Source organism: Lysinibacillus sp. NPDC096212, assembly GCF_044763105.1.
Classification (GTDB): Bacteria; Bacillota; Bacilli; order Bacillales_A; family Planococcaceae; genus Lysinibacillus.
Map to the genome: position 1 here is coordinate 39,966 of NZ_JBIWFQ010000023.1, position 21,461 is coordinate 61,426.

The 21,461-nt window shown below is 34.0% G+C and carries 17 protein-coding genes and 1 pseudogene; 4 read left to right on the forward strand and 14 right to left on the reverse strand.

Going from position 1 to position 21,461, the window contains the following annotated elements:
- The first annotated feature begins 2 nt into the window (after nt 1-2).
- Complete coding sequence (locus ACIQ7T_RS19800; RefSeq protein ID WP_402872915.1) at nt 3-1,484, forward strand: sodium:solute symporter family protein; 1,482 nt, start codon at nt 3-5, stop codon at nt 1,482-1,484.
- A 945-nt stretch (nt 1,485-2,429) separates the two neighbouring features.
- Here the strand turns inward: ACIQ7T_RS19800 and ACIQ7T_RS19805 are convergent.
- The 7 genes from ACIQ7T_RS19805 to ACIQ7T_RS19835 all read right to left on the reverse strand — a co-directional run bounded on the left by ACIQ7T_RS19805 (nt 2,430) and on the right by ACIQ7T_RS19835 (nt 10,695).
- The gene (locus ACIQ7T_RS19805) at nt 2,430-3,992 is read right to left on the reverse strand and encodes a glycoside hydrolase family 10-like protein (RefSeq protein ID WP_402872833.1); all 1,563 of its coding nucleotides are present in this window, start codon (nt 3,990-3,992) and stop codon (nt 2,430-2,432) included.
- Nucleotides 3,993-4,815: 823 nt separating this feature from the next.
- On the reverse strand, nt 4,816-5,592 hold the full coding sequence (locus ACIQ7T_RS19810; protein WP_402872836.1) for a GNAT family N-acetyltransferase: 777 nt from the start codon (nt 5,590-5,592) through the stop codon (nt 4,816-4,818).
- 266 nt (nt 5,593-5,858) lie between these two features.
- Nucleotides 5,859-6,293: a YxiJ family protein gene (locus ACIQ7T_RS19815; RefSeq protein ID WP_402872838.1), complete on the reverse strand. Its 435-nt coding sequence runs from the start codon at nt 6,291-6,293 to the stop codon at nt 5,859-5,861.
- Between the two features lie 763 nt (nt 6,294-7,056).
- Nucleotides 7,057-7,401 (reverse strand): hypothetical protein, encoded by a 345-nt coding sequence (locus tag ACIQ7T_RS19820; RefSeq protein WP_402872841.1) that lies wholly within the window; start codon nt 7,399-7,401, stop codon nt 7,057-7,059.
- Between the two features lie 642 nt (nt 7,402-8,043).
- Nucleotides 8,044-8,199: a hypothetical protein gene (locus tag ACIQ7T_RS19825; protein ID WP_169786300.1), complete on the reverse strand. Its 156-nt coding sequence runs from the start codon at nt 8,197-8,199 to the stop codon at nt 8,044-8,046.
- A gap of 549 nt (nt 8,200-8,748) precedes the next feature.
- Nucleotides 8,749-9,618, reverse strand: coding sequence for a PhzF family phenazine biosynthesis protein (locus ACIQ7T_RS19830; RefSeq protein ID WP_053595025.1), 870 nt, complete (start codon nt 9,616-9,618; stop codon nt 8,749-8,751).
- Between the two features lie 30 nt (nt 9,619-9,648).
- Nucleotides 9,649-10,695 (reverse strand): ornithine cyclodeaminase family protein, encoded by a 1,047-nt coding sequence (locus ACIQ7T_RS19835; protein WP_402872844.1) that lies wholly within the window; start codon nt 10,693-10,695, stop codon nt 9,649-9,651.
- 140 nt (nt 10,696-10,835) lie between these two features.
- Here ACIQ7T_RS19835 and ACIQ7T_RS19840 point away from each other — a divergent pair, with 140 nt between their 5' ends.
- Nucleotides 10,836-12,287 carry an aminotransferase-like domain-containing protein gene (locus ACIQ7T_RS19840; protein WP_402872847.1) on the forward strand — a complete coding sequence of 484 codons (1,452 nt, stop codon included), beginning with the start codon at nt 10,836-10,838 and terminating at the stop codon, nt 12,285-12,287.
- A 540-nt stretch (nt 12,288-12,827) separates the two neighbouring features.
- Here ACIQ7T_RS19840 and ACIQ7T_RS19845 read toward each other — a convergent pair.
- The 3 genes and pseudogenes from ACIQ7T_RS19845 to ACIQ7T_RS19855 all read right to left on the reverse strand — a co-directional run.
- Nucleotides 12,828-13,149, reverse strand: a pseudogene (locus ACIQ7T_RS19845) (flavoprotein); the annotation flags it as partial.
- Between the two features lie 314 nt (nt 13,150-13,463).
- Nucleotides 13,464-14,369 carry an NAD(P)/FAD-dependent oxidoreductase gene (locus ACIQ7T_RS19850; protein ID WP_402872850.1) on the reverse strand — a complete coding sequence of 302 codons (906 nt, stop codon included), beginning with the start codon at nt 14,367-14,369 and terminating at the stop codon, nt 13,464-13,466.
- Between the two features lie 871 nt (nt 14,370-15,240).
- Nucleotides 15,241-15,849: a DUF998 domain-containing protein gene (locus ACIQ7T_RS19855; RefSeq protein WP_402872853.1), complete on the reverse strand. Its 609-nt coding sequence runs from the start codon at nt 15,847-15,849 to the stop codon at nt 15,241-15,243.
- 468 nt (nt 15,850-16,317) lie between these two features.
- On the opposite strand from ACIQ7T_RS19855, the gene ACIQ7T_RS19860 reads away from it, so the two are divergent.
- Nucleotides 16,318-16,452 (forward strand): tyrosine-type recombinase/integrase, encoded by a 135-nt coding sequence (locus ACIQ7T_RS19860; protein WP_402872856.1) that lies wholly within the window; start codon nt 16,318-16,320, stop codon nt 16,450-16,452.
- Nucleotides 16,453-16,665: 213 nt separating this feature from the next.
- On the opposite strand, the gene ACIQ7T_RS19865 is transcribed toward ACIQ7T_RS19860, so the two are convergent.
- From ACIQ7T_RS19865 to ACIQ7T_RS19875, 3 genes are all read right to left on the reverse strand, one after another.
- Nucleotides 16,666-17,049: a hypothetical protein gene (locus ACIQ7T_RS19865; protein ID WP_402872859.1), complete on the reverse strand. Its 384-nt coding sequence runs from the start codon at nt 17,047-17,049 to the stop codon at nt 16,666-16,668.
- Between the two features lie 132 nt (nt 17,050-17,181).
- Complete coding sequence (locus ACIQ7T_RS19870) at nt 17,182-17,577, reverse strand: hypothetical protein (RefSeq protein ID WP_402872862.1); 396 nt, start codon at nt 17,575-17,577, stop codon at nt 17,182-17,184.
- Nucleotides 17,578-17,630: 53 nt separating this feature from the next.
- The gene (locus ACIQ7T_RS19875; RefSeq protein WP_402872865.1) at nt 17,631-17,891 is read right to left on the reverse strand and encodes a hypothetical protein; all 261 of its coding nucleotides are present in this window, start codon (nt 17,889-17,891) and stop codon (nt 17,631-17,633) included.
- A gap of 604 nt (nt 17,892-18,495) precedes the next feature.
- On the opposite strand from ACIQ7T_RS19875, the gene ACIQ7T_RS19880 reads away from it, so the two are divergent.
- Nucleotides 18,496-19,401 carry a DUF4261 domain-containing protein gene (locus ACIQ7T_RS19880; RefSeq protein ID WP_402872868.1) on the forward strand — a complete coding sequence of 302 codons (906 nt, stop codon included), beginning with the start codon at nt 18,496-18,498 and terminating at the stop codon, nt 19,399-19,401.
- Nucleotides 19,402-20,065: 664 nt separating this feature from the next.
- Here ACIQ7T_RS19880 and ACIQ7T_RS19885 read toward each other — a convergent pair.
- Nucleotides 20,066-21,121 carry an ankyrin repeat domain-containing protein gene (locus ACIQ7T_RS19885; protein ID WP_370076429.1) on the reverse strand — a complete coding sequence of 352 codons (1,056 nt, stop codon included), beginning with the start codon at nt 21,119-21,121 and terminating at the stop codon, nt 20,066-20,068.
- Nucleotides 21,122-21,461 lie beyond the last annotated feature (340 nt).

Consider the following 21,461-nt stretch of genomic DNA (forward strand, 5'->3'; position numbering starts at 1 on the left):
TAATTTCAGTTGGAATCATTGCAATTTTCTTAGGTATTGCTTTATTTTTAGGCATTATGGCTAGTAGAGGTAAAGATATGAGCCTTGAACAATGGAGTGTTGGAGGCCGTGGATTTGGTTCTATCTTCATCTTCTTATTAATGGCTGGTGAAATTTATACAACTAATGCATTTTTAGGGGTAAGTGGTTGGATGTACGGGAAGGGCGCCGCAGCATTTTTTAATATCGCGATGTTAAACTATGTAATTGCTTACTGGTTGACACCTAAAATATGGGCTTATGGAAAGAAACATAGTCTACTATCACAATCTGATTTTTTTGAAAAGGCATATAATAGTAAAATTCTCGGCACACTTGTAGCTATTGTAGGGTTAGCAGCTTTAATTCCTTATTTAGTCATTCAATTAAAAGGTCTTGGCATTATCGTTTCTGAAGCTTCGTATGGAGCGATTGATCCGAAGTTAACAATTTGGATTGGCACAATTGCTATGATTGCGTATGTCATGGTTTCAGGAATTCATGGCTCGGCTTGGACAGCTGTTATTAAAGATATTCTTATTCTGGGTGTTGTGTTATTCCTTGGTATCTACTTACCTATACATTATTATGGCGGGATTCAACCAATGTGGGAGGCAATTGAAGCTGTTAAACCAGGTTTTTTAACGCTTCCAGACTCAGGTTTTAGTGCCTCATGGTATATTTCAACAATCATGTTAACATCATTAGGGTTTTATATGTGGCCACATACATTTATCGCTACTTTTTCAGCGAAAAGTGGTAATGCCTTAAGAAAAAATGCGATTATGCTTCCTATCTATGCGTTATTTTTATTATTTATTCTATTTACTGGAGCAGCTGCAATTTTACAAATTCCAGAGTTAGAAGGAGGCGCTGTAGATTTAGCATTATTTAAAATCTCCACACAAACATTTAATCCAGTCATCGTAGGCTTTATTGGAGCTGCAGGGTTATTAACTGCAATTGTTCCAGGTTCAATGATTTTAATGTCTGCAGCTACATTATTTGCAAAAAATGTTGTAAAACCAATTCGTCCTCAAATTAGCGAACAACAAATTGCTATCATTGCTCGTTATTCAGTTCCAGTGATCGCACTAATTGCACTGTACTTTACTTTTAGCGGTGGTGGAGCAATTACGTTATTATTTTTAATGGGATATGGTCTAGTTACTCAATTCGTACCAGCAGTTGTAAGTAACTTTATGAAGAAAAATCCATTAACTGTACAAGGTGTGTCTGTTGGGATAATTGTCGGAGTTTCAATTGTAGGTTGGCAAGCAGCTACAGGAGCTCATCTAAGTAAGCTGTTCCCAAGCTGGCCATCTTACATACAAGATATCAACATTGGTTTCCTTGCATTGACTGTTAATATTTTAGTAAGTTTAATTGTTAGTGCGTTTACAAGGAAAGTAACTGTTAAAAATGATGGAATTACAAATGAGAAAACAGTAGAAAACACTCCATAATATCATTTATATTTTCGCAATATTCAGACTTTACGAAAAACGCAAATATCAATTGATTCAAAATTTAGTAGGAGATTTACTAATTTTTCTAGTCAAATTCCTGTTAATTCGTCATCAAATGAAGTCGTTGTGAACGAAATTATTATTCTGACCAATTGTTATGAAGAATATTGTGGCTATTTTAGAATCACAATAGATTCAAGTGAAATGTCATGAAAATAACGATTTTTTCTAAAAAACATGTCAATTTAAACTTATAAATAAGGATGATTATAACAAATATTTGGATGATCATGGCCAAGTCAGATTAATAAAAGATGTACACGTTGAAATTAAGTAATTGATATTGGATGTTTAACAATTTAAATCCAAATTTAATTAAAAAGAATCCGTTTTAATCTAACGTGTAAAATGGATTCTTTTTTATTCAACTATATGGGTGATAAGATTAACAATTTTTATTCAAGAAATCATCGAAGTCTAAAATATTTTGTCATTGAAATAATATTTAGTTATTTACGTCCATTTATATCCGTTTCGTCTCACTATTATTAGTATACTTTTCACTGATACATAACTTCCTATAATTTATATTATGTAAACTAAAATTATTTGGCGTGGAGGAGAGCTTGGATACGTCAACTCCCCATAATATCTGTATATGGACAAGAACTTGCAGACACTCATATAAAATTAAGTGTAGTCTTTTAATAAAAATTCATTAAAATGTTGCTTTAAAATAAAGTTTGTTCAAAAATTCTTCATAAGCCAGCATTTTACGATAAATAAAAAGAATCCATTTTGTAAAAAGATTGATCAAAATGGATTCTTATCCCTCAAATTTAAGATTGGTTTTTATAAAAAAGATCGATTATTTTCTACCAACAGGCTTTGAATCTATAGGTTTTTCTGGTTGCTCTGGCCCTTCAGGTGTTGGCTCTATTGCTACTGGTAAGGATTTCCGTCTTTTAGAACAAAAGCAGTTTTACTTTCCACACCTGTAGCAGATATAGACTTTATACCATATGTGTATACTTTACTATTATTTGCAATAGTATCTACATAAACAGTATTACCTTGTGTGTTATAAACCACGTCTACTATATTTTTAACGTCTTCATATGATCCTTCTTTTGTTCCATCAAATCGGTATATTACATATTTCCTTGGTTGAGTACTATTTTCATCTGTAATAGTAAGCTTCATGCCGAAAGACTCTTTACTCAATTTAACATCAGTTGGACATAAAGGTATTGCAGAGCCTTTCCAATAAATTGTAGGTGTTAAAGCTTTATAATTGTATAGTTGCTGATTTAGATAAGAAGCATATCCAAGAGCGTTATTGTTAATACTTCTTAGAGAAAAATGCATTTGCCCTTGAGCATTTTTATTTGCTCTGTTGGCGATTACTTGGCTGATAAGTTCCGTCTTATTATTCCATGCAGTATCAGAATCATTTCCAACTTTATAATCGGCCATGCCAATATATAAATTAACAGGATGGACTTTTGCGTATGTTTGAACTTCTCTTCCCCACCAATCTAATAAAACAGAGTAATTTGCTGCTTTATGATTTCTGGACCAATAGATTTGAGGCGCAATATAATCGATACTTCCATCTTTAATCCACTGTCTTGTATCAGCATAAAGATCATCGTAGTTACTCATTCCATTCGTGTTACTACCAGTAGAATCTTGCCCTTTGTTTCGCCAAATTCCAAACGGAGATATTCCATATTGAACATGAGGTTTAATTGCCTTAATGCTTGCATAAACCTTTTTTACTAATTGATTAACATTATTTCTGCGCCAGTCTTCAATATTATTGAATGAGCCACCATACTTTTTAAAAGTTTGTTGATCTTGAAAAGTCTCTCCTTTTATTTTATAAGGATAGAAGTAATCATCCATATGTACAGCGTCGATATCATAGTTGCTTACTAATTCTTCTATGGTTGATAATAAGTAATTTTGAACTTCCGGCAAACCAGGATCTAAATAGTATTGTTTACCGTATTTCACTACCCAATTAGAATTTTTACGGGCTACATTATCGGCAGCAAGATTAGACAAAGATTGCGAAGGCATAGTGACCCTATATGGGTTTACCCAAGCATGAAGTTCTAATCCTCGCTTATGTGCTTCGTCCAGCATTATTTGTAATGGATCAAAACCTGGATTGGTCCCTTGTGTCTTGCCTGTTATATACAATGACCATGGAGCAAGCTTTGACGGGTACAGTGCATCATTTAATGGCTTAACTTGAAAAATAACTGTATTAAAGTTATCAGCTTTTAATTTGTCTAATGTACTTTGAACCCATTGAGTATATTGGGTTTTACTCATACCTGCCTTCATATCAATATTAGATACTGTTGCAATCCAGGCTGCCCGCATTTCATTTTGAGGTAGTGAATTAGCTGTAGCCTTTTGATTTGTAAAAACAGGGATAAGTAAAAGTAAAACAAAAAAAGTTACTAAGCACTTTCCAAAAAAATTTTTAAACATAATTAATGAAATCTCTCCTTTTAATTCTCAGCTATTAAAACCTAGCTGTTACTATAACCTAAGTAAATACCATATCAGCCTATTCTATAAAAGTAGGAACTGATTTATCCTTCTAAATTTTGTCGGCAAGACCCCCTATTGGTAATTTCAATTGTTTGCGAAGCTCGTTGGAAAATTTTATTCTGTTTCTTCGCTCACTATATAATACCACAAATCCCCAATTATTCTCCCTTCACCGGTAATCTCCATTTATTTAAATTCTTGACGCCAATTTTATGATAGCGTTGAAAAGCAATCATTTGGTCAATTGTTAAGTTTGTTTGATAAAGTGGACCATACGGTGGAAGGATTGGAAGAAATTCTTCACAAGATAAACATCAGTTTTAACATAAATGTCCAATAAAAAAATCATCTCAAAGGATAAATGAAGAGATGATTTTTATAAAACTTTATTATTTGTTTGTCTTAGGATAACGACATTCAAACATATGTAAATAAAGAGTTCAAACATATTATATATATCAAATATGTTCGAACTCTTTTGTTGTTGCTTTGTAAAAAATATTGATTAAGAAGGTGCTACAAACATTGACTTAATGACAGAAGAAAAACCATCATTTTGAAAAAACATTGATCAAAATGAGAGCTTTTTTAGTACATTTGAATATTATTTTGTAAAAAAGATTGATTATTTCGGAAAGCGAATATTCAACTAACGCCCCCCGTTAGTTGAATAAGAAAAGAAACGCTTATGCCACAATCGCACCCTTTAACTGAATAACACATGAGCTTCTATTAGCTAGTTTTTTAATAAGAGGCTCTACTACTTGGTAGAAGGTGACTGGCAGCCATAAGAGTATGCAAGACATAGAAAACCACTCTTTTCTAGGATAGGCCTACTCATTGAACTGGCGTCAACAGTAAGGAAAGGATGCCCATTTTCATATGCCTTTTTTGCACGAGTAGCTAAAAGTGCTGTATAATAACCTTTTCCTCGGAACAACGGTAGTGTTGAACCTCCCCATAAGCTGGCGAAGGAGGAGTTTTCTTCCAAATACATCCAAGCTGCACTTACAAGCTGACCATCTTCATAAATTCCATAAAGGTATAGGGATTCAGGATTATTCTGTTTATCTCTCCAAAGTCTTTCTCCCAGCTCAGCATGCGGTACATTCCAGATGGCATCTTCTAGAACAATAATGTCTTGAATGCCTTGTTCATCTGTTATTTCCTTTAAATTGAAGTGTCGGTCATTATTAAGCAAGGGGTGCTGTTCATCTAACTTCATGACCATTAGTGCTTCAGGGTCATCTATTGTGAATCCTTCTTGTTCAAGAATATCTTTCAAACTAGCAGGCTTGTCGTAGTTATACACCTTCCACTCAAAATCCTGCTCAAGGTTACTAAAATAGTTTAACTCGTTCTTAATAATTTCTCTTACATCGCCTTCGTTTACATTAGATGAGACAATGAACCCTTTTTCACCAAACTGTGAAATGTGACGCACGATATGTTCTGTTTCCTCTCTTATGTAACCTTTTACTTGAGCCTCTTGTCGAAGTTCTTTGTGGAATAGTGAGATTAATTCATTTTTATCCATGGGCGACCCTCCTATATTTTAAAAATTCTTTTTCTAACGAATCTTATTCCATTAATCAACATATTGATTAGTACCAATTATTTCAAAAGAAGACGTTCGACTCAATCTTTTTTTTCGTAAAGTAAAAAAGACGCTTTTCCTTGTTCCATATTCGCGCCCTTTAATTGAATAACGATTAACCTTCCATTAGCTGGTTTAGTTCAATAAAGAAAAAAGGGCTGTCTATGCAACTCATTTTATTGAATTTTGTTGCATAAATTTCAAGTTCATTTCTCAAAAGTCAGATTTATTTTTGTGTAAAGACTCTGTCGTTTTAATGGATAATGGTTATTTGACAACAGCTGTAATAATAATTTTCTTGCTTGTTCAAAGGTTTTATATTCCTGAAAGAAATGATTATAGTTTGCAATCCGGTCTTCAAGAAATTCATATTGATTATAGTATTCAAAAAAAGACTTATAAAGCATGTCAATTTGTCCTTGTGGAATTTGATTTGTCATATCTTCTAAAACATAACTTAGCGTTCCAGATATGTTCACACAGTAATAACGAAAATCTTCATAGAAATCCACCTCATCCTCATCGGATAATTTCAAAAATTCTGATCGAAAATCTTCACATATTTTATTAATATCACTAGTAGGAAATGGCTTTCTTAATTCGGGTTTAATTTCAGCTAGTTGTTTTAAAATATCATCCATATTTTCACCTCTATAAGTGTGTCATTTATCTATTTTATCAAATTAGTTTATTAGACAAAGCACAAACCTTTCCAAAGCGTCGTTTTGGGAACCTTTCATTAAAGAATTTTATTCAATAATATGGCCCGATTGTTGAACATTTGTTAGCACTATTCAACTAAACTGCCGTTAGTTGAATAACAGTACTCCAATGAAAAAGCATCTGGTAAATGGTGCTCTTTATCTTTTCTTAATGCTTCAACTGATGTAATTTACTAATTTTCAAAATAATGATAGCGCTATGAGACCTATCGAGATTCAGTAACGCGTACCGTTGCCCATCTCGATTACTCTCCCAGCGCATAATAAAAGTCTTTATCCTTTGTTAAGATAAGGTATCAACCAGCTTAGTTTGTTCACACTTATGAATAATTTTCATAAATATTGGACAAATCTACATTAAACGATAATTAGCATTATTTAAACGAATAATCCCCTTTTGAACGATAAATTATGTGAAACATCCGATAATTAGAAAGTTGTGACCAAGGCATTTATATTATGTAAACTAAAATTATTTGGCGTGGAGGAGGGTTTGGATACGTCAATTCCCCATAATATCTGTTGTACATTTACAAGAACTTCAGGTCTTTTGGGATAAGAACTTCGGGTCTTTTCTTGTTGTAAAAGGACCCGACAGCATAGATATTTTTTAACAAAATAAACCAGGTACTCAATAATTTTGAGCCTGGTCTATTTTTTTATTCATGTCTTATATACCAGTTTACTTCTTTTTGTTTGCATGCCTTTTCGCAAATGTAGAAGGGGAAAATGAAACTTTGTATTTCCCTTCAAGTTCCTTCCTTACTTTTTCCGTTAGCTTTAATCCTTGTTGATTATGTATTTCTTCAAGTTCAATCCCATTAGGAACTATTCCATCATTAGTCCAATCAATCCACTCACCATATTTTAATATCCATTTTGTTAATTCCGATTGTAGTTCGATGGAAATTGGAACATATGATATTTCAAAGTTACTGAGGCATTTATTACACCATATAGCATCAGCTCCGATATCTGCTTCTACTCTTAAATCATATGTTTCATCACATATACATTGTTCAATCATTGCTTTTTATCTCCTCTTATCTTTTCTCTACTATTTTTTGAGTAAAGAGATGATTTCTTTGTTTTGTTCAATTTGGATTTTAATATTTACTCAAATGATCTGAACCCATCTTAATAGTAACACTACTAACAATATAGGTATTAACGGAAACAACAATCCAACCATATCTACCGTATCTCCAGAAAAATTCATGCAACCCCTTCTCTATAACATAATTTTACCATATATAGAATTCGGTTTAACAATTAAACAATATGGCCCTTTTCATGAAGAAAGATGCTTTCCTCATTACAAAAAGCGCCCGGTTGTTTAAGATCGTTTTCAACTAAAGCCCCTGTAATTGAAGTATAGGACGATTAAATAATGCAGGTTTAAAGCGTCAAATTTACTGATTATTATTCAGCTAACACACTCTGAATAATATTGAAAAGCACTATAGTAGACATGTTTCTATATTTGCATAAAAAGCTGCATAGACAATATTCAAAGGAAAATCCAAGAAATGTTGGTTTTACAGCATTTCTTGGATTTCAGTTTCTTTCCAAACTTTTATTTGGGAACGTTTATTATATTTATTTTGTATGCTTTATAAATATTGTTGCAATAAAACACAGGTTAATTTATTGACACTAATTTTTATGTCTATTCTTTACAAAAATCTACAAATTTTTTTGCCTGTATTAAGGACATACCTGTTTGCTCTCTCAAAAACTTCACCGCTTTAATTTCACCGACTGACTTTATTTTCTCTTTTACTAAGGCAATCAGTTCCTCATTATAGATTTTAGTATAATCCATTTTTTCGCCCCCTCGTGTAATTAAAGTTTAACATTCCCAAAGCGAGATTTGGGGACTTTTTGCTCTTAACGTTGTATATCCAAATGAACAACAATAAGTAATTATTTTTTAATTTGGCTCTGTTAAATTATTTTGTTGATAATCGAATAATAAATTAAGGAAGCCCTAACGAGTTTCCTTGATTTTGATTCTCTATGGTCCAGAAATTCCATTTGCCAACAGTAACAGAAATATAAATATTGATAACGGTATCATAAATGTAATGTTTGAAAGAATACTGAACACCTTTACAGTTATATTTTTAGACTTGACCCCTAAAATTAACGATACAATAAACTCAATGTCTATCAAAACATATAAGAAAATTGGAATCCATAGATTTATATTCGGAGACCTAAATACAAAGAAAATAAATAATGCAACTAAGAACATTGGCTATAATAATAGCCAACATATTACCAAGGATAAAAAACAGCCATAATAGATGTAACATAACACCTAATCCGGCTATCTTATTATTTCAATTTATTAGAAATTTATATTCTACAATTATATTTCAACCTCTGTTTCAGACAAATTCAATGCTTTTCCGCCCACCTTTACCTCAATAATTTCTTTCCCTTGAGTGGTTAACGCTATAACTATTTCTGAAGGTTTTTTCATAGAGTAACCTTGCTCAACAGATATATTAATAACATGTTCAGGTTTGATTTTACCATATTTATATAGATAACATGAAAGGGCACCATTGGATGTACCAGTTGCAGATTCTTCTGGAATTCCATATAAAGGTGCCAAATTTCTACAGTGAGCATTTGAACCCTTTAGTGATTCAAGGGTAAAAATATGATAACCAATGGTATTATATTTACTGCTGATATTTGTTACTTTTTCAAAATCTGGCTTTATAGAATTTAATATATCTAAGTTTCTAATCGGTACAAGTATATCCCTAAGGCCAGTAGATACAATTTGCACTGGTAGATCCCCCAACATTTCATCTATAGTAATATTTAAGGAATCTGCAATTTCCTCCTTGTCTATTATTTCATAATAGCTTGGAGCATTTTGATCCATCATAATTGATAGGTCTTCCATTACTTCTACATTTAAAATTCCGGCCTTTGTTTCTTGAGAATATTTTCCTGGTTTAATATATCCTTGGCTTGAAAGTGTATAGAACGCTGCTATCGTTGCATGGCCACAAAGATCAACCTCTTCATTAGGTGTAAAGAATCTAACCTTGAAGTCAGCAAGGTCTGACTTCATGACAAAAGCAGTCTCACTAAAACCGATGATACCTGCTATTTTTTTCATGTCCTCATCTGATAGATAATCAGCGCTAAGTACCACTCCGGCAGGGTTCCCTCCCTCAATGGATTTTGCAAATGAATTTAATGTATAAACTTTTAACTTCATAATATGATCCCTCCAAATTGTATATCGATTTTATATTTGCACGATTGTCCCAACATTCATTTCTTCTGCTTTTGATACAATATATTTTGCAACTGCAAGATCCTGCAATGCTATGCCAGTACTATCAAAAATCGTAATTTCTTCATCACTTGTACGTCCTTTCGCATTTCCAAGTATGAATTGTCCGATTTCAGTCAAATTGTTTTTGCCTAATATACCAGCCCTTATAGCACTTTGTGTTTCTCCGACTGTCGATGCTTGTGTAATATCATCTACATATACAGAAGCTACCTCAAAGATCTTTTCATCTATTTCCTGTTTTCCAGTCATGTCTGCCCCCACACAGCTGAAATGTATGCCTGGCTTAATCCACTCCTTAAAAATCAGTGGTTTCCGCGAAGGCGTTATCGTAATTACTGCATCGGTTTCTTCCAAAGCTTTCACTGGATTTTCTACAGCTACAAACTGAACTGACTCAATTCTTTGTTTCCAGCACTTATTATAAGTATCGTTGATATCATTTATGATTTTATATAGTTCCGTCTTTATTGAATACTGGAATTTTGATGCATTTTCATATTTTACGGGGTCATATATATATACCTTGTTGATTGTCTGAACTTGAGATAGAGTGGCTGCTATTTGAAAAATCGCCTGAACTCCTGTACCTACAATTATTAGTGTTTTTGAATCTTGTTTTGACAGGTGTTTCACGCCTATTGAACCTGCTGCTCCAGTACGCATTCCTGTCAAATAACTTGCGTTGATCATTGCCTTAGGAAACCCATTCTTCAAATCAAATAACATAGTCAGCCCAGTTATAGCTGGAAGCCCTTGATTTTTATTATCACCAAACCATGAAACGAGTTTTAATCCAAACACATCTTCTTCATTAAGCATCCCTGATTTAATATCCATTTCTGCCCTACCCTCAAAAATCACCTCAGATACCATGGAGAATAGTCTCACCTGATTGTTGGCTTTAAGCGCATAGGCTTTTTCTACACATGCTACTGTATTCTTGATATCTAGAATGTTCTTAACATCATTATCACTTAGAATTCTTATTGGTACCATAGTTATCATTCTCCTTAAAAATTTTAATATCTGTTAATGTAATTGTATTTGAACAACAACAAAAAGTATCCAACCATTCTTGGTTGTTATTTAACCAACCAAATGATAGAGTAAAAATACTATGATTTTGGAGGAATTTTATGTTGGATATCAACTGGAGACCTGATAGAAATAGTCCTTATCGATTGAATATACAGATTGTTAATTTCATAAAAGATAAAATAGCAACTGGTGAATGGCCAGTTGGTTTCAAATTGCCAAGTCAGCGGACACTTTCTGAAATTTTCTGTGTAAACAGAAGTACCGTAGTATCTGCCCTTGAAGAGCTGGCAGCTGAAGGCCTTATTAGCGGTAATGCTGGTGGAGGTACAAAAGTAATAAACAATACATGGACATTAATGTCCAGTAATCATTCACATAATTGGCTCCCCTATATATCTTCGGGATTACATCAAACAAATCAAAATATAATGCAGCAGATCAATCAGGCTGAATTCCAACCTGATATCATCAGAATGGGGTCCTGCGAACCTTCCCCTGAATTAATACCTAACAAAATGATTCAGGGCGTACTAAAAAAACTGTCTAAGTCTATGGCATCGCTGGGTTATGAAGAACCAAAAGGAAATATCCATCTAAGAAGAGAGGTATGCACATACCTTAAAACAATAGGAATAGAAGCTGATCCATCCTCAGTTTTGATTACCTCTGGTGTTTTGCAGGCACTGCAGCTTATTTCCCTTGGCCTTTTGCACACGAACTCAGTAGTATATGTTGAAAAGCCATCCTACCTATACTCTCTTAGAACCTTTCAATCGTTCGGAATGCAGCCTTCGGGAATTAAGCTGGATGAAGAAGGTATAGAAATAAAAGAATTGGTTGATCGACATAGGCGGAGAAAAGGAGCAATGCTTTTTACAATACCTACTTTTCAAAATCCTACCGGGAGTGTCATGTCACTTGAAAGAAGAAAAACGCTTGTTGATGCGTGTGATAGGGAACGTTTGCCTATTATCGAGGATGATGTATATAGGGAGCTTTGGTTTGATGAACAACCTCCACAGCCAATAAAGGCATTTGATAACAATGGACTTGTATTATATATTGGTGGAATATCGAAGAATTTAAGTCCTGGTCTCAGGATTGGATGGATTGTTGGATCAGAAAAAGTCATTGAAAGATTGGCAGATATAAAAATGCAAACTGATTATGGAACGAGCTCACTCTCCCAGAATGTAACCACAGAACTATTCTCTAGTGGTCTTTATTATCAGCATAACGATATAATGAGGAAAAATGTTAAGATCCGAAGAGATGTTGCTCTTGAAGCATTAAAGAAATATTTTACCGGCATCGGTACATGGAATATCCCTAGGGGCGGATATTTCATCTGGCTTAAGTTAAATGAAGGTATATCCATGTATCAGCTTTTTACTAAAGCCTTAAGTCGGAAAATACTTGTTCACCCTGGAGATTTGTATGAGTTTCACTCTGATCAATATTTAAGAATTTCTTATTCTTATGCATCCTTAAATGAAATTGACTATGCAATTAAAACTCTTTCAGAATTGGTAGCAGAACAAATTTTTTAAGTTTCATATAGAGATTTAAATATGGCAAATAATTATAAAAATGAGTATTGAATAACCACTGTATGAGATTCGAAAGCATCATCAACTCCTCTAGTTCCTGAAGTTTTGAATCATTAATCTATCTAATTTTCTAAAAAACCAATTGTCTTATAACTCAAATAACCTATGCGCAGAACCCGAACTTTAACACAAATATCCATAGTCTTGCGTATTTGTTCGGCCCCTAAAGCAAATTACGGCATACTATCCCCTTTTCTTAGCCGTTAAGTGCTTAGAAAAGAGGATAGTATTGTTCATAAAAATGCTTATTGGATTCGTTAAATATGTTAGCGTTTATATTCGGGCTGTTCTAGAATAATCGGATTCGGATTGCTAAGTACCCATTGCACTGCCAACTCGCATAGTCTCGCAGGTTCCTCATCTCCATCGCCTTTGTGAAGTTCTTTCGCTAAAGTGATAGACTCCTGAAGTGCAGCGGGATGTAATGGCGTACCAAAGCTAATGTAATGGTTAAAACTTTTGAGCATTTTACGAAAATCATTATCCCAGTTGATCAGGTAACTCTAATTCCACACGTTTCGGAGCTTCTTCATCATCTGATAAATATGCTGTTATTGAACACTTGTTCATAACCCGTTATAAATGTTGGTGCACGTCCATAGCTTTTAGCTCCGACTATATAGAAGTCCTTTTCTGGTTGGCCTAATATTTCTTCTCCATGTGCTCTTACTGTGCCACAACTATGCACATTTGGATCAATTAGTGTCGCTAAAGCATGCACACATTCTGCTGCTGAATCAATTGAAAAGCGTAGTTAGCAATTAATCGTAAGATCCGGTCGATTTCCTGCATTGAACACAAGTCCCATTCTTATTGAACTATAGCACCCTGTTCGTTGAAGTAGAATAAAGAGCTTATTCAATAATTGCGCCCGATTGTTGAATAAGTTTATAAACTAAGCTGTGCCGTTAGTTCAATAACTTCAACAAAAAAACCTTTAATCCTTTTTAAACAACAAGAAAAAACGAATTCTAAAATCAAAATCCGTTCTTCGTAAATTCTTATACTAACTCTAAAACAATGTTTGGAGTATATGTGGCAACACATTGGCGCTGATGTGTTTAATTATATTGGCAAAGCTCCTATTTAGTTAAAGCAGAAGGTGTTATGACGTAATCAAAAGCGTTCCATCGTTAGATCAGTATTTACTGAAACCGCAGCTTTATTACCTTTAGCAGCTGAAATCATTAAAGAGGATGGTTTAGATCTTTCTGTTTCCCCTGCGATATATATGTTTTTTTGGGTTGTTCTACCAACACCATCTGTTATAACTTTTCCATTTTCATGAATTTCACAGCCAAGCTTCTCAGCAAACTGATTTGGGCGATAATAAGATGGGGCAACAAATCCACCCGATCTTATAATTGTTGCTCCTGTTTCAAACTCTATTTTTTGTAAGTAACCGTCATTACCTATTAAGTCTTTTATTTTTTCCGATATAACTTTGATATTGTGTTTTTGTAACTCTATTTTACCTTCTTTAGATAATTGAACTCCATTCGTTAAGACAACCAAATCCTGCGACCAATTATAAATTAACTTAGTCAAATGCAGTACATGCTCTTCTTTTTCTGCAATAACCACTAATGGCTTATCTTTTTGCTCCCAGCCATCACAATATGGACAACTAAATAGACTTTTCCCATAAAACTTTCTTATACTTGATATAGTAAATATTTCTTGAATACCGGTGGCGAGTATTATTTTTTCTGAAACAAATTCCTCACTAGTAGATGTTTTGACAGTAAATCGCTCATTACCTATATCCTTTATGATTTCAGTAACTGTTGCAGTAAAATATGATACGGACGGGTAATTCTCCAACTCTTTTAACGCTATTTCTTTAAACGCTTGTGGTTTTATCCCATCTCGAGTAATAAATCCATGTGACGATTGTGTCACTCTATTCCTATTCATTCCATCGTCAAATAATGCAATGTTTCTCCTAGCCCTTCCTAAAGTTAAGCAAGCACTTAACCCAGAAGGACCTCCACCTATAATGATACAATCAAGGACATTCATTTTTTTACCTCCGTATTGATTTTGTTTTATTTTGAATTGTTATTTGCAATAGAGAACTACATTATTTCCCCCATCATGGATTTCCATTCTTTACACACTAATATTAAATATGAAAAGAACTGACGGTGTGTTTAGCGACAACAGGAGATATTGCTTTTATTTTTATTCCTAAATCTGAACATCAATAGTATAGTGAGACTACAAAATCATTCATGAATAATAAGTTGTCAAATCAAAAAGATCAAATTATCGTTATTGATAAAATGACCCTATTTTATATCGAATTATTCAGTTTAATTCCAATTAAGCAACCTCTTCACAATGTGCGGAGTGTATGTGGCAACAAATAGGTGCTAGTGAGTTATATAGGCTTAGTTCCTATTTTAGTGGAATCGAGTCTATTTTTCTTATACATATTCAACTTTAGCTTCCTCAACTGAAATACTCTATAGTTAAAGAAGGAATCAGACGCTTATTCCACAAACCTGGCCCGATTGTTGAACACATGTAAAACACCACTCTTCAACTAAACTACCCCGTTCTTTGAGAAAACAACCTATATCTTTTATTACCTAGAAGTTTAAGAAATAGGCTTTAATGTACAATTAATAATTGATACAAGCTCCTTAATGCAACATTGGAGTTGATTTAATTGTTGTAGTAAATAAGGGCATCTTTGGTAAAAAGAGGATAGATAGAGCGAATTTGTTTAAGCTCTTCTATCCTTTTAATTTTTATACATATAATGTGTGACATTAAATAAGAACTCACTATTTATAATAGTTTCAGCTTATAATTTGACTTTAAATAAAAGCAACAATCACGCGTGTTTGTTTAATTGTTAAAAACCTCCTACCAATACATTCATTTATCAAAGAATGTAAACGAACCAGATGCTTAAGACAATAAACCAAATGTTTATTGACAACAGGAACACTCGCTCACAAATCCCAAAGATAAATCGCAAAGGCTTGAACATAGTTACAATAACAGCCCCAAGCGAGATAGAAGAAACTATGGTTACGATGTTAAAAAATTGATTTAGATTTTTAAAGCCTTCCAGTAATTTTAAATGACTTCCTCCACGATCAATGACCATATAGGAAAAAGCGAACGCAAGAATAGCAAATAAGTAATGGAGTTTTCCTTGAACCGTAAGTTTTCCTCCTTCTAGGTCAGTTGGAAAGAATAACATGAGGATACGGGAGATGACCATTAGAATGATTAAAATCGGAATGGACGCGGATATGGAGAAGCGATCTTTTACATTCAACAACACGATAGAAAGTGACAATGCCCCTAAATTGCTGAACCAAGCGTAAATTAAAAATAAATTTTTTGTAGCACCTACACCGTAGTCACTTACAGCATGTCGAATAGGATGATAGCCTGTTTTCTTAAAGTGAAGTATGAGAAAAAAAATGAAATAACTCAAAAAGAACAATACGGCCACAATCGATAGGATTTTCTCGATGGACAAATTCAGACCTCCCAAAGTTCATCAGATTCAGTTCCGCAACAGTTCCTTCCCCGTTTGTTGAAGAGCATAATCGACAATTTAATTTTAAATACTTTATTATTTTTTAAATTATGATTTAAACGACTTTATTATCATCATCCAAAAAAATTTTTCAAAGGTTCTTTCTTTTTATACAACTTGTTTCATTAACATGGGAACAAGTTGATTTGGTAAATGAAACGATTCGAATTGATGGAAAAGGGAAAAAAGAACGGATATTGCCCCTTCATCCACACTTAATGCCGCTTCTGGCATCCTATAAAGCTTCTTTAAGAGCATATCAAATTTATCCAACAGAACCTGTTTTTCTAAATAAAAATCGTAAGGATTAGATCCGCGGGGTTTACATGTCATCTTTAAAGATGTGTTGAAAAAGGCAGGCCTCCCACCTACCCGCTACATCACTTACGGCATACTTTTGCAACGTTGATGTTACAGCAAAATAAAGAAAACGTTGATTTACGTACACTTCAAGAACTACTCGGTCATGAGAGTATTACATCAACTCAAGTCTATACCCATGTTGAGTTTGAACAGAAAAAGAAAGCAATTGATTGTTTTTGAATATTTCGATTTCTTATTCTTTAAGTGGAAGCAACTAGCCGTAATTGGGTAGTTATTTTTTATTAGAAAAATCGTAACCGTTCAAATGATTTGGATATAGAATGATAATGATTAGTTGTTAACTGCGGTTGATAAGGATTATTCATATTTGTTGACGCCCATTGAAAATCCTTCTGATTGAAACCCGACTTGTTGACGATAAGAATAAGGGTTTCAATCAGTTGTCTGAAACGGTGATGTTACATTTTTACCTTCTATTGAAGGATTAGAAAAAAGTGTAGCATTATTAGAATAAGGACTTGTATTCGATAACATTGCCTGCTCCATTTTAAAAAAAGTAAAACGAATTAGTTGATCTTTAAATTCATTAATATAGTGTGGATTTTTTAATAGATTTTCAAATGCTACTGGTAGTTGTTCATAGATCGTTTCTAAATCCATTAGTTCACCAAACTTCTCTTCCATTTCTAATGCGGTTTTAAGAACTGTTTCCAATAACATCTGTGCAGTACGTAGCTGTTTTAATTCTCGAGAAGACCTAAGGAAATAGCTATCTAAAGCACCTAAAGACGATTTTTTAGAATGTAATAGCAGCATTCGAATAGAATTATCTTGGACCCCCATATCATGGAATATGCCTGCTTATTGAATATCGTAGTCCGTGTGGGGTAAAATACTTTTCTGTTTTAGTTTTCTTTTTCATGTCACTTCCATTGGAGACCGGCATTTCTATAATCCATCCTTTTTAACAATGTAATTCATCTGCTTGTTAGCAAAAGCCTTTCCTTTTAAACCATAAAGCAAAGGATCGTCTGGTGACTTTCCTTGAGCATATGCACAAAGTACAGCCATTGCTTTTGGTGGGATTGGTAGTAATCCTTCTCTATTTTTTGAATTAATGATTGGTGTTTCTATTTCCTCCTGATTATTTTTTATATCCTCCCTTTTTAGCGATTTAACCTTTAGTTTGATTAAATTCGTATTACGTAATCCAGTATAAATACCCAACAGCATCGGTGCGAGAATGTTTACTCCATCTGCTTGTAATTCATGTGCTGCTTTATATACTTGATACAGCTCCATAATATTCTTTAGAAAAATGCGTTTCACCTGAATAATTTTCAATGGTTACGTTCAAAAATGGATTATTATTTACTACCCCCTCATTATTTAAGTATCTATATAGAGAAGTCATTGTACTTTTCTGTTGATTTAGTTCTTGGCTTATAGATTTCATAGTTATCTTTTAACCATTTTTTGCAGTATTTACTTGTTACATTCTCGTTTGTTGGTTCTAATTCTAGGCTCTTCATATGTTCAGAAATCTTTTTAATTTTTCTCTGATATACTTTCTTGGAATTTAATGACCAAACACTATATTGCTCTTGCTCCATATATGCTTCTTCTAAAGTGCTTTTTTCTGTAATCGTGTTATTCATTTAAACGGACAAACCCCAAGTTAAATACAAATTAACGTTTAGAAGTAGCGTTAACATTGTATAACTTGGGGTTTTCCCATTGATTGTTGTTTTTACAGTCCTTTGAATAATAAATAATGTTTATCCTACAAACACTTGTGAAAGAAGCTTTATATATAATATTCGTGTTTTAATTAATCAATAAAGTGTTTAGCCGATGGACGAGTAGCATTTTTATCATCTTAATACGAATGTTTTGGATTGTTTAATGCAAAATAGTTCGTTAATTATCTTTTGTAAGGATTAATTACGAACAATCATATCTAATAATTTTTTTGTTGCTTCAATCCCCTTCTTTTCAATTACTTTCTTTCAAGGATACTACCTTTTGTTTAATGATCTTTTTAGATAGTTGAGAATGCTTTACTTACAGCGACGCGTATTCCACAATCGCGCCCGATTGCATAATACCAATTATTTCAAAACCATATGTTAAACTCATAATTGGCAATGATAGGGAAAAAGTAAGATAGGCGCTTGGTAATCTTTCGTGTATTCTTGATGAAGTTGATGAACACATCAATATATGATTAAGAAATCAATACAGAATGAAGGAGAGTGCCTTATGAATGAAATCATAGAGCAAGAGAAAGACTTCGGATTTGCTAGAGTTTATGCTATTGAACTACTGTTTAAAGAAAAGCCAGTTGTGGACCGCGAACTACTCTACAGCAAGATAGAACAATACATGGGGAAAACAGATCGACCACAAAATGAAAAGAGTGGGTCGCTGGCAGTATGGGAGCCCTATGAGCAACATGAGAAAGGCGAAATGCTTCATTTCTTTCATTTGAATTATATGGTGAAATATGCAGAAGGAGAAATGCCTGCGCATACAACGCTTACTGGCATGAATGTAGGTCCGATATCTGATTATGAAGCCGCTTTACAGCAAAGTTGGCATTGGAATGAAGCAGGCCAAACGTTGCAAGAGTGTAGTTACGCATTGTTACTTGTCGATATGATGGCATCTGGACTTGAGCCCCAAAAAAGATTGGAACTACATACGAATGTTCTTCGTGCAATAGTGGAAACGGTCCCTTGCGCTGCGATTTATTTTAGAGAAAGCAATAAGTTGGTCGAGCCATCCGTGTTTTTGGCTGCTATTGATGAGGGCGAAATATTGTATGGAGCATTGAACATTCGGTTCTACAATGTTGAGGGTACTGGCAGTGAACGCCAGGAAGGTCTCATGGATTCCATTGGGCTTGCTGCACTAGGCATTCCTGATGTGCAATGCCACTTCTATGATATGGATACCAATGAGGTTGCAGACTGCTTGACTAACTTTGCTTATTATTTGTTTAATCAAGGTGATATTATTACAGATGGAGAAACGATTGGTTTTACAGAGGAGATGCGTTGGCGCTGCGAGCATCAATATGCATTGGCTGTTCCGCACCGCATAGTCATTGATCTTGATCCCGGTGAGGGCAACTATGCAGGTCACCAGGGTGGGTCTGAAGAATAGTTGCTCCTTTGGGTATATTGGTGTAGGTCCTTTTAATACAACCAAAAGTGCGGAGCCTAATTTCAATGGTTTTAATCCTTGAGTACTAGTTTTATCAAAATTTGTTTCTAATGCTTAGACTTTATTAATGGGGCGCCTTAGATAATCGTGGTTATCATACTTTATCAAGGTCTAAATCGTAAAAAAATCAGGGATGTTACATATTATACATGGCTAATATGTAACATCCCATTTTTTTTATGTTTCACAATTGCGCCCGATTATTGTATATGGCTGGCATTAAATGTATGCATTTACAACGATAAGCACAAAGAAGTTCCATAATGTAAGTTTGGACACGTTACAAAAAAACACAAATGCTCGTGAAAACGTTTGTGTTTTTCGTTTTTTATATTTCTAGAAGCTAAAGTTTTAGCTATCTTTTTCTCTTACAAGTTTTAATCGACATACCTTCTTATGCACTATAAATTATAAGGAATTGAAATAACTAATACATCTCAACTATTAGTCTTTCCTTACCAACAGTGAGTAACACATAAGGCAGGTCTCCCACCTACCAGCTTCACGTTGCATCACTTACGGCATCCCCTTTTCTGAGCCTTTAAGTGCTTAGAAAAGGGGATAGTAATGATTATAAAAATGATTATTGGATTCGTTAAATATGTTAGCGCTTATATTCGGGCTGTTCTAAAATAATCGGATTCGGATTGCTAAGTACCCATTGCACTGCCAACTCGCATAGTCTCGCAGGTTCCTCATCTCCATCGCCATTGTGAAGTTCTTTCGCTAAAGTGATAGACTCCTGAAGTACAGCGGGATGTAATGGCGTACCTAAGCTAAAGTAATGGTTCAAACTTTTGAGCATTTTACGAAAATCATTATCCCAGTTGATGCCGCCGTTATCTAAAATTTCGTATGAGACTTTACCAGTAATACGAATAACCTCTCCTTGTACAGTTTGCGCATGTCCTTGCGAAGGAATTAGTAAATTCCAAAGTTCATTATGTTGCGCCTGCCAGCCCTTTGTAGATACTGTTATTGGAGACGTACCATCATGCGTTTTTCGCTTCTCTACTGGTGGAACATCAAATAGCTCATAAAGACGGGAAAGTGCCTCATCCGTTTCGTTCAAATATTCTTTATTAAAACCTTCTCTGTGAAATTCAAAGTCTTTTCCAATTCGCTTAATAGAATTTTTCATTTCCGGCGTTACAGCTATACCCGCGCTCAGAAAGATCTCAGAAACTTCCACTAGATCAACAATATTTATATTTCTACATACTGCTAAAGCTTTGTCCAAAGGCGTCTCATTCATCATATTTACCGCGCTAATATTTGCGCCTTTAGAAACCAATGTGCGCACCGCATTTGGTTTAAAAAAAGCAGCCGCAGCAAATAAAGGTGTTTCGTTTTGATAATCCAAGGCTTCTATATCTGCACCTAACTCAAGAAGCAATTCAATATTCCCCCGCCAACTTATTGCCTGATTATGTAAAGCCGAACTTTTGTAATTGTCTCTCGCATTTATATTTGCCCCCTGTTCCACGAGCCAGCGAACCAATTCATCCGGTACATTGAAAAAACTTAAGGCTGTTGTTTTACTATAACCACCATATGCATCTAGCTCGCACTTTGTAAATACCTCTTGTAATGCCGCAATATCACCTGCTTCAATTAGTTCATTAAAATTTTTCGGTAACGTTTTTCTCTTCCTCGCCATATGTATTTTCGCTCCTTACATTAGATTTTTGAATATAGTTCATTACGTCATTTACCATATATATCGATCTATATTTTACCATGTTATAATTTCTTTGCTAAGAGAGTTTACAGTTAATTATGAAAAGAGGTTATACTTATGCAACCGTTTTGGGGAAATGACTATAAAGAAGATGGGTATTACGCTTTTGGTAATCCAAGCATTGAAGTGATCGAGCAAACAAAAAATTTACTTCCCAACTGTTGGCATTCTTTTTATAATTATTTGGATTATATTTGCTGCTTGGATTAGTAAAATTATTATTCATCATATTTAAAGTTTTGTTCAGCAAGAGTTATCC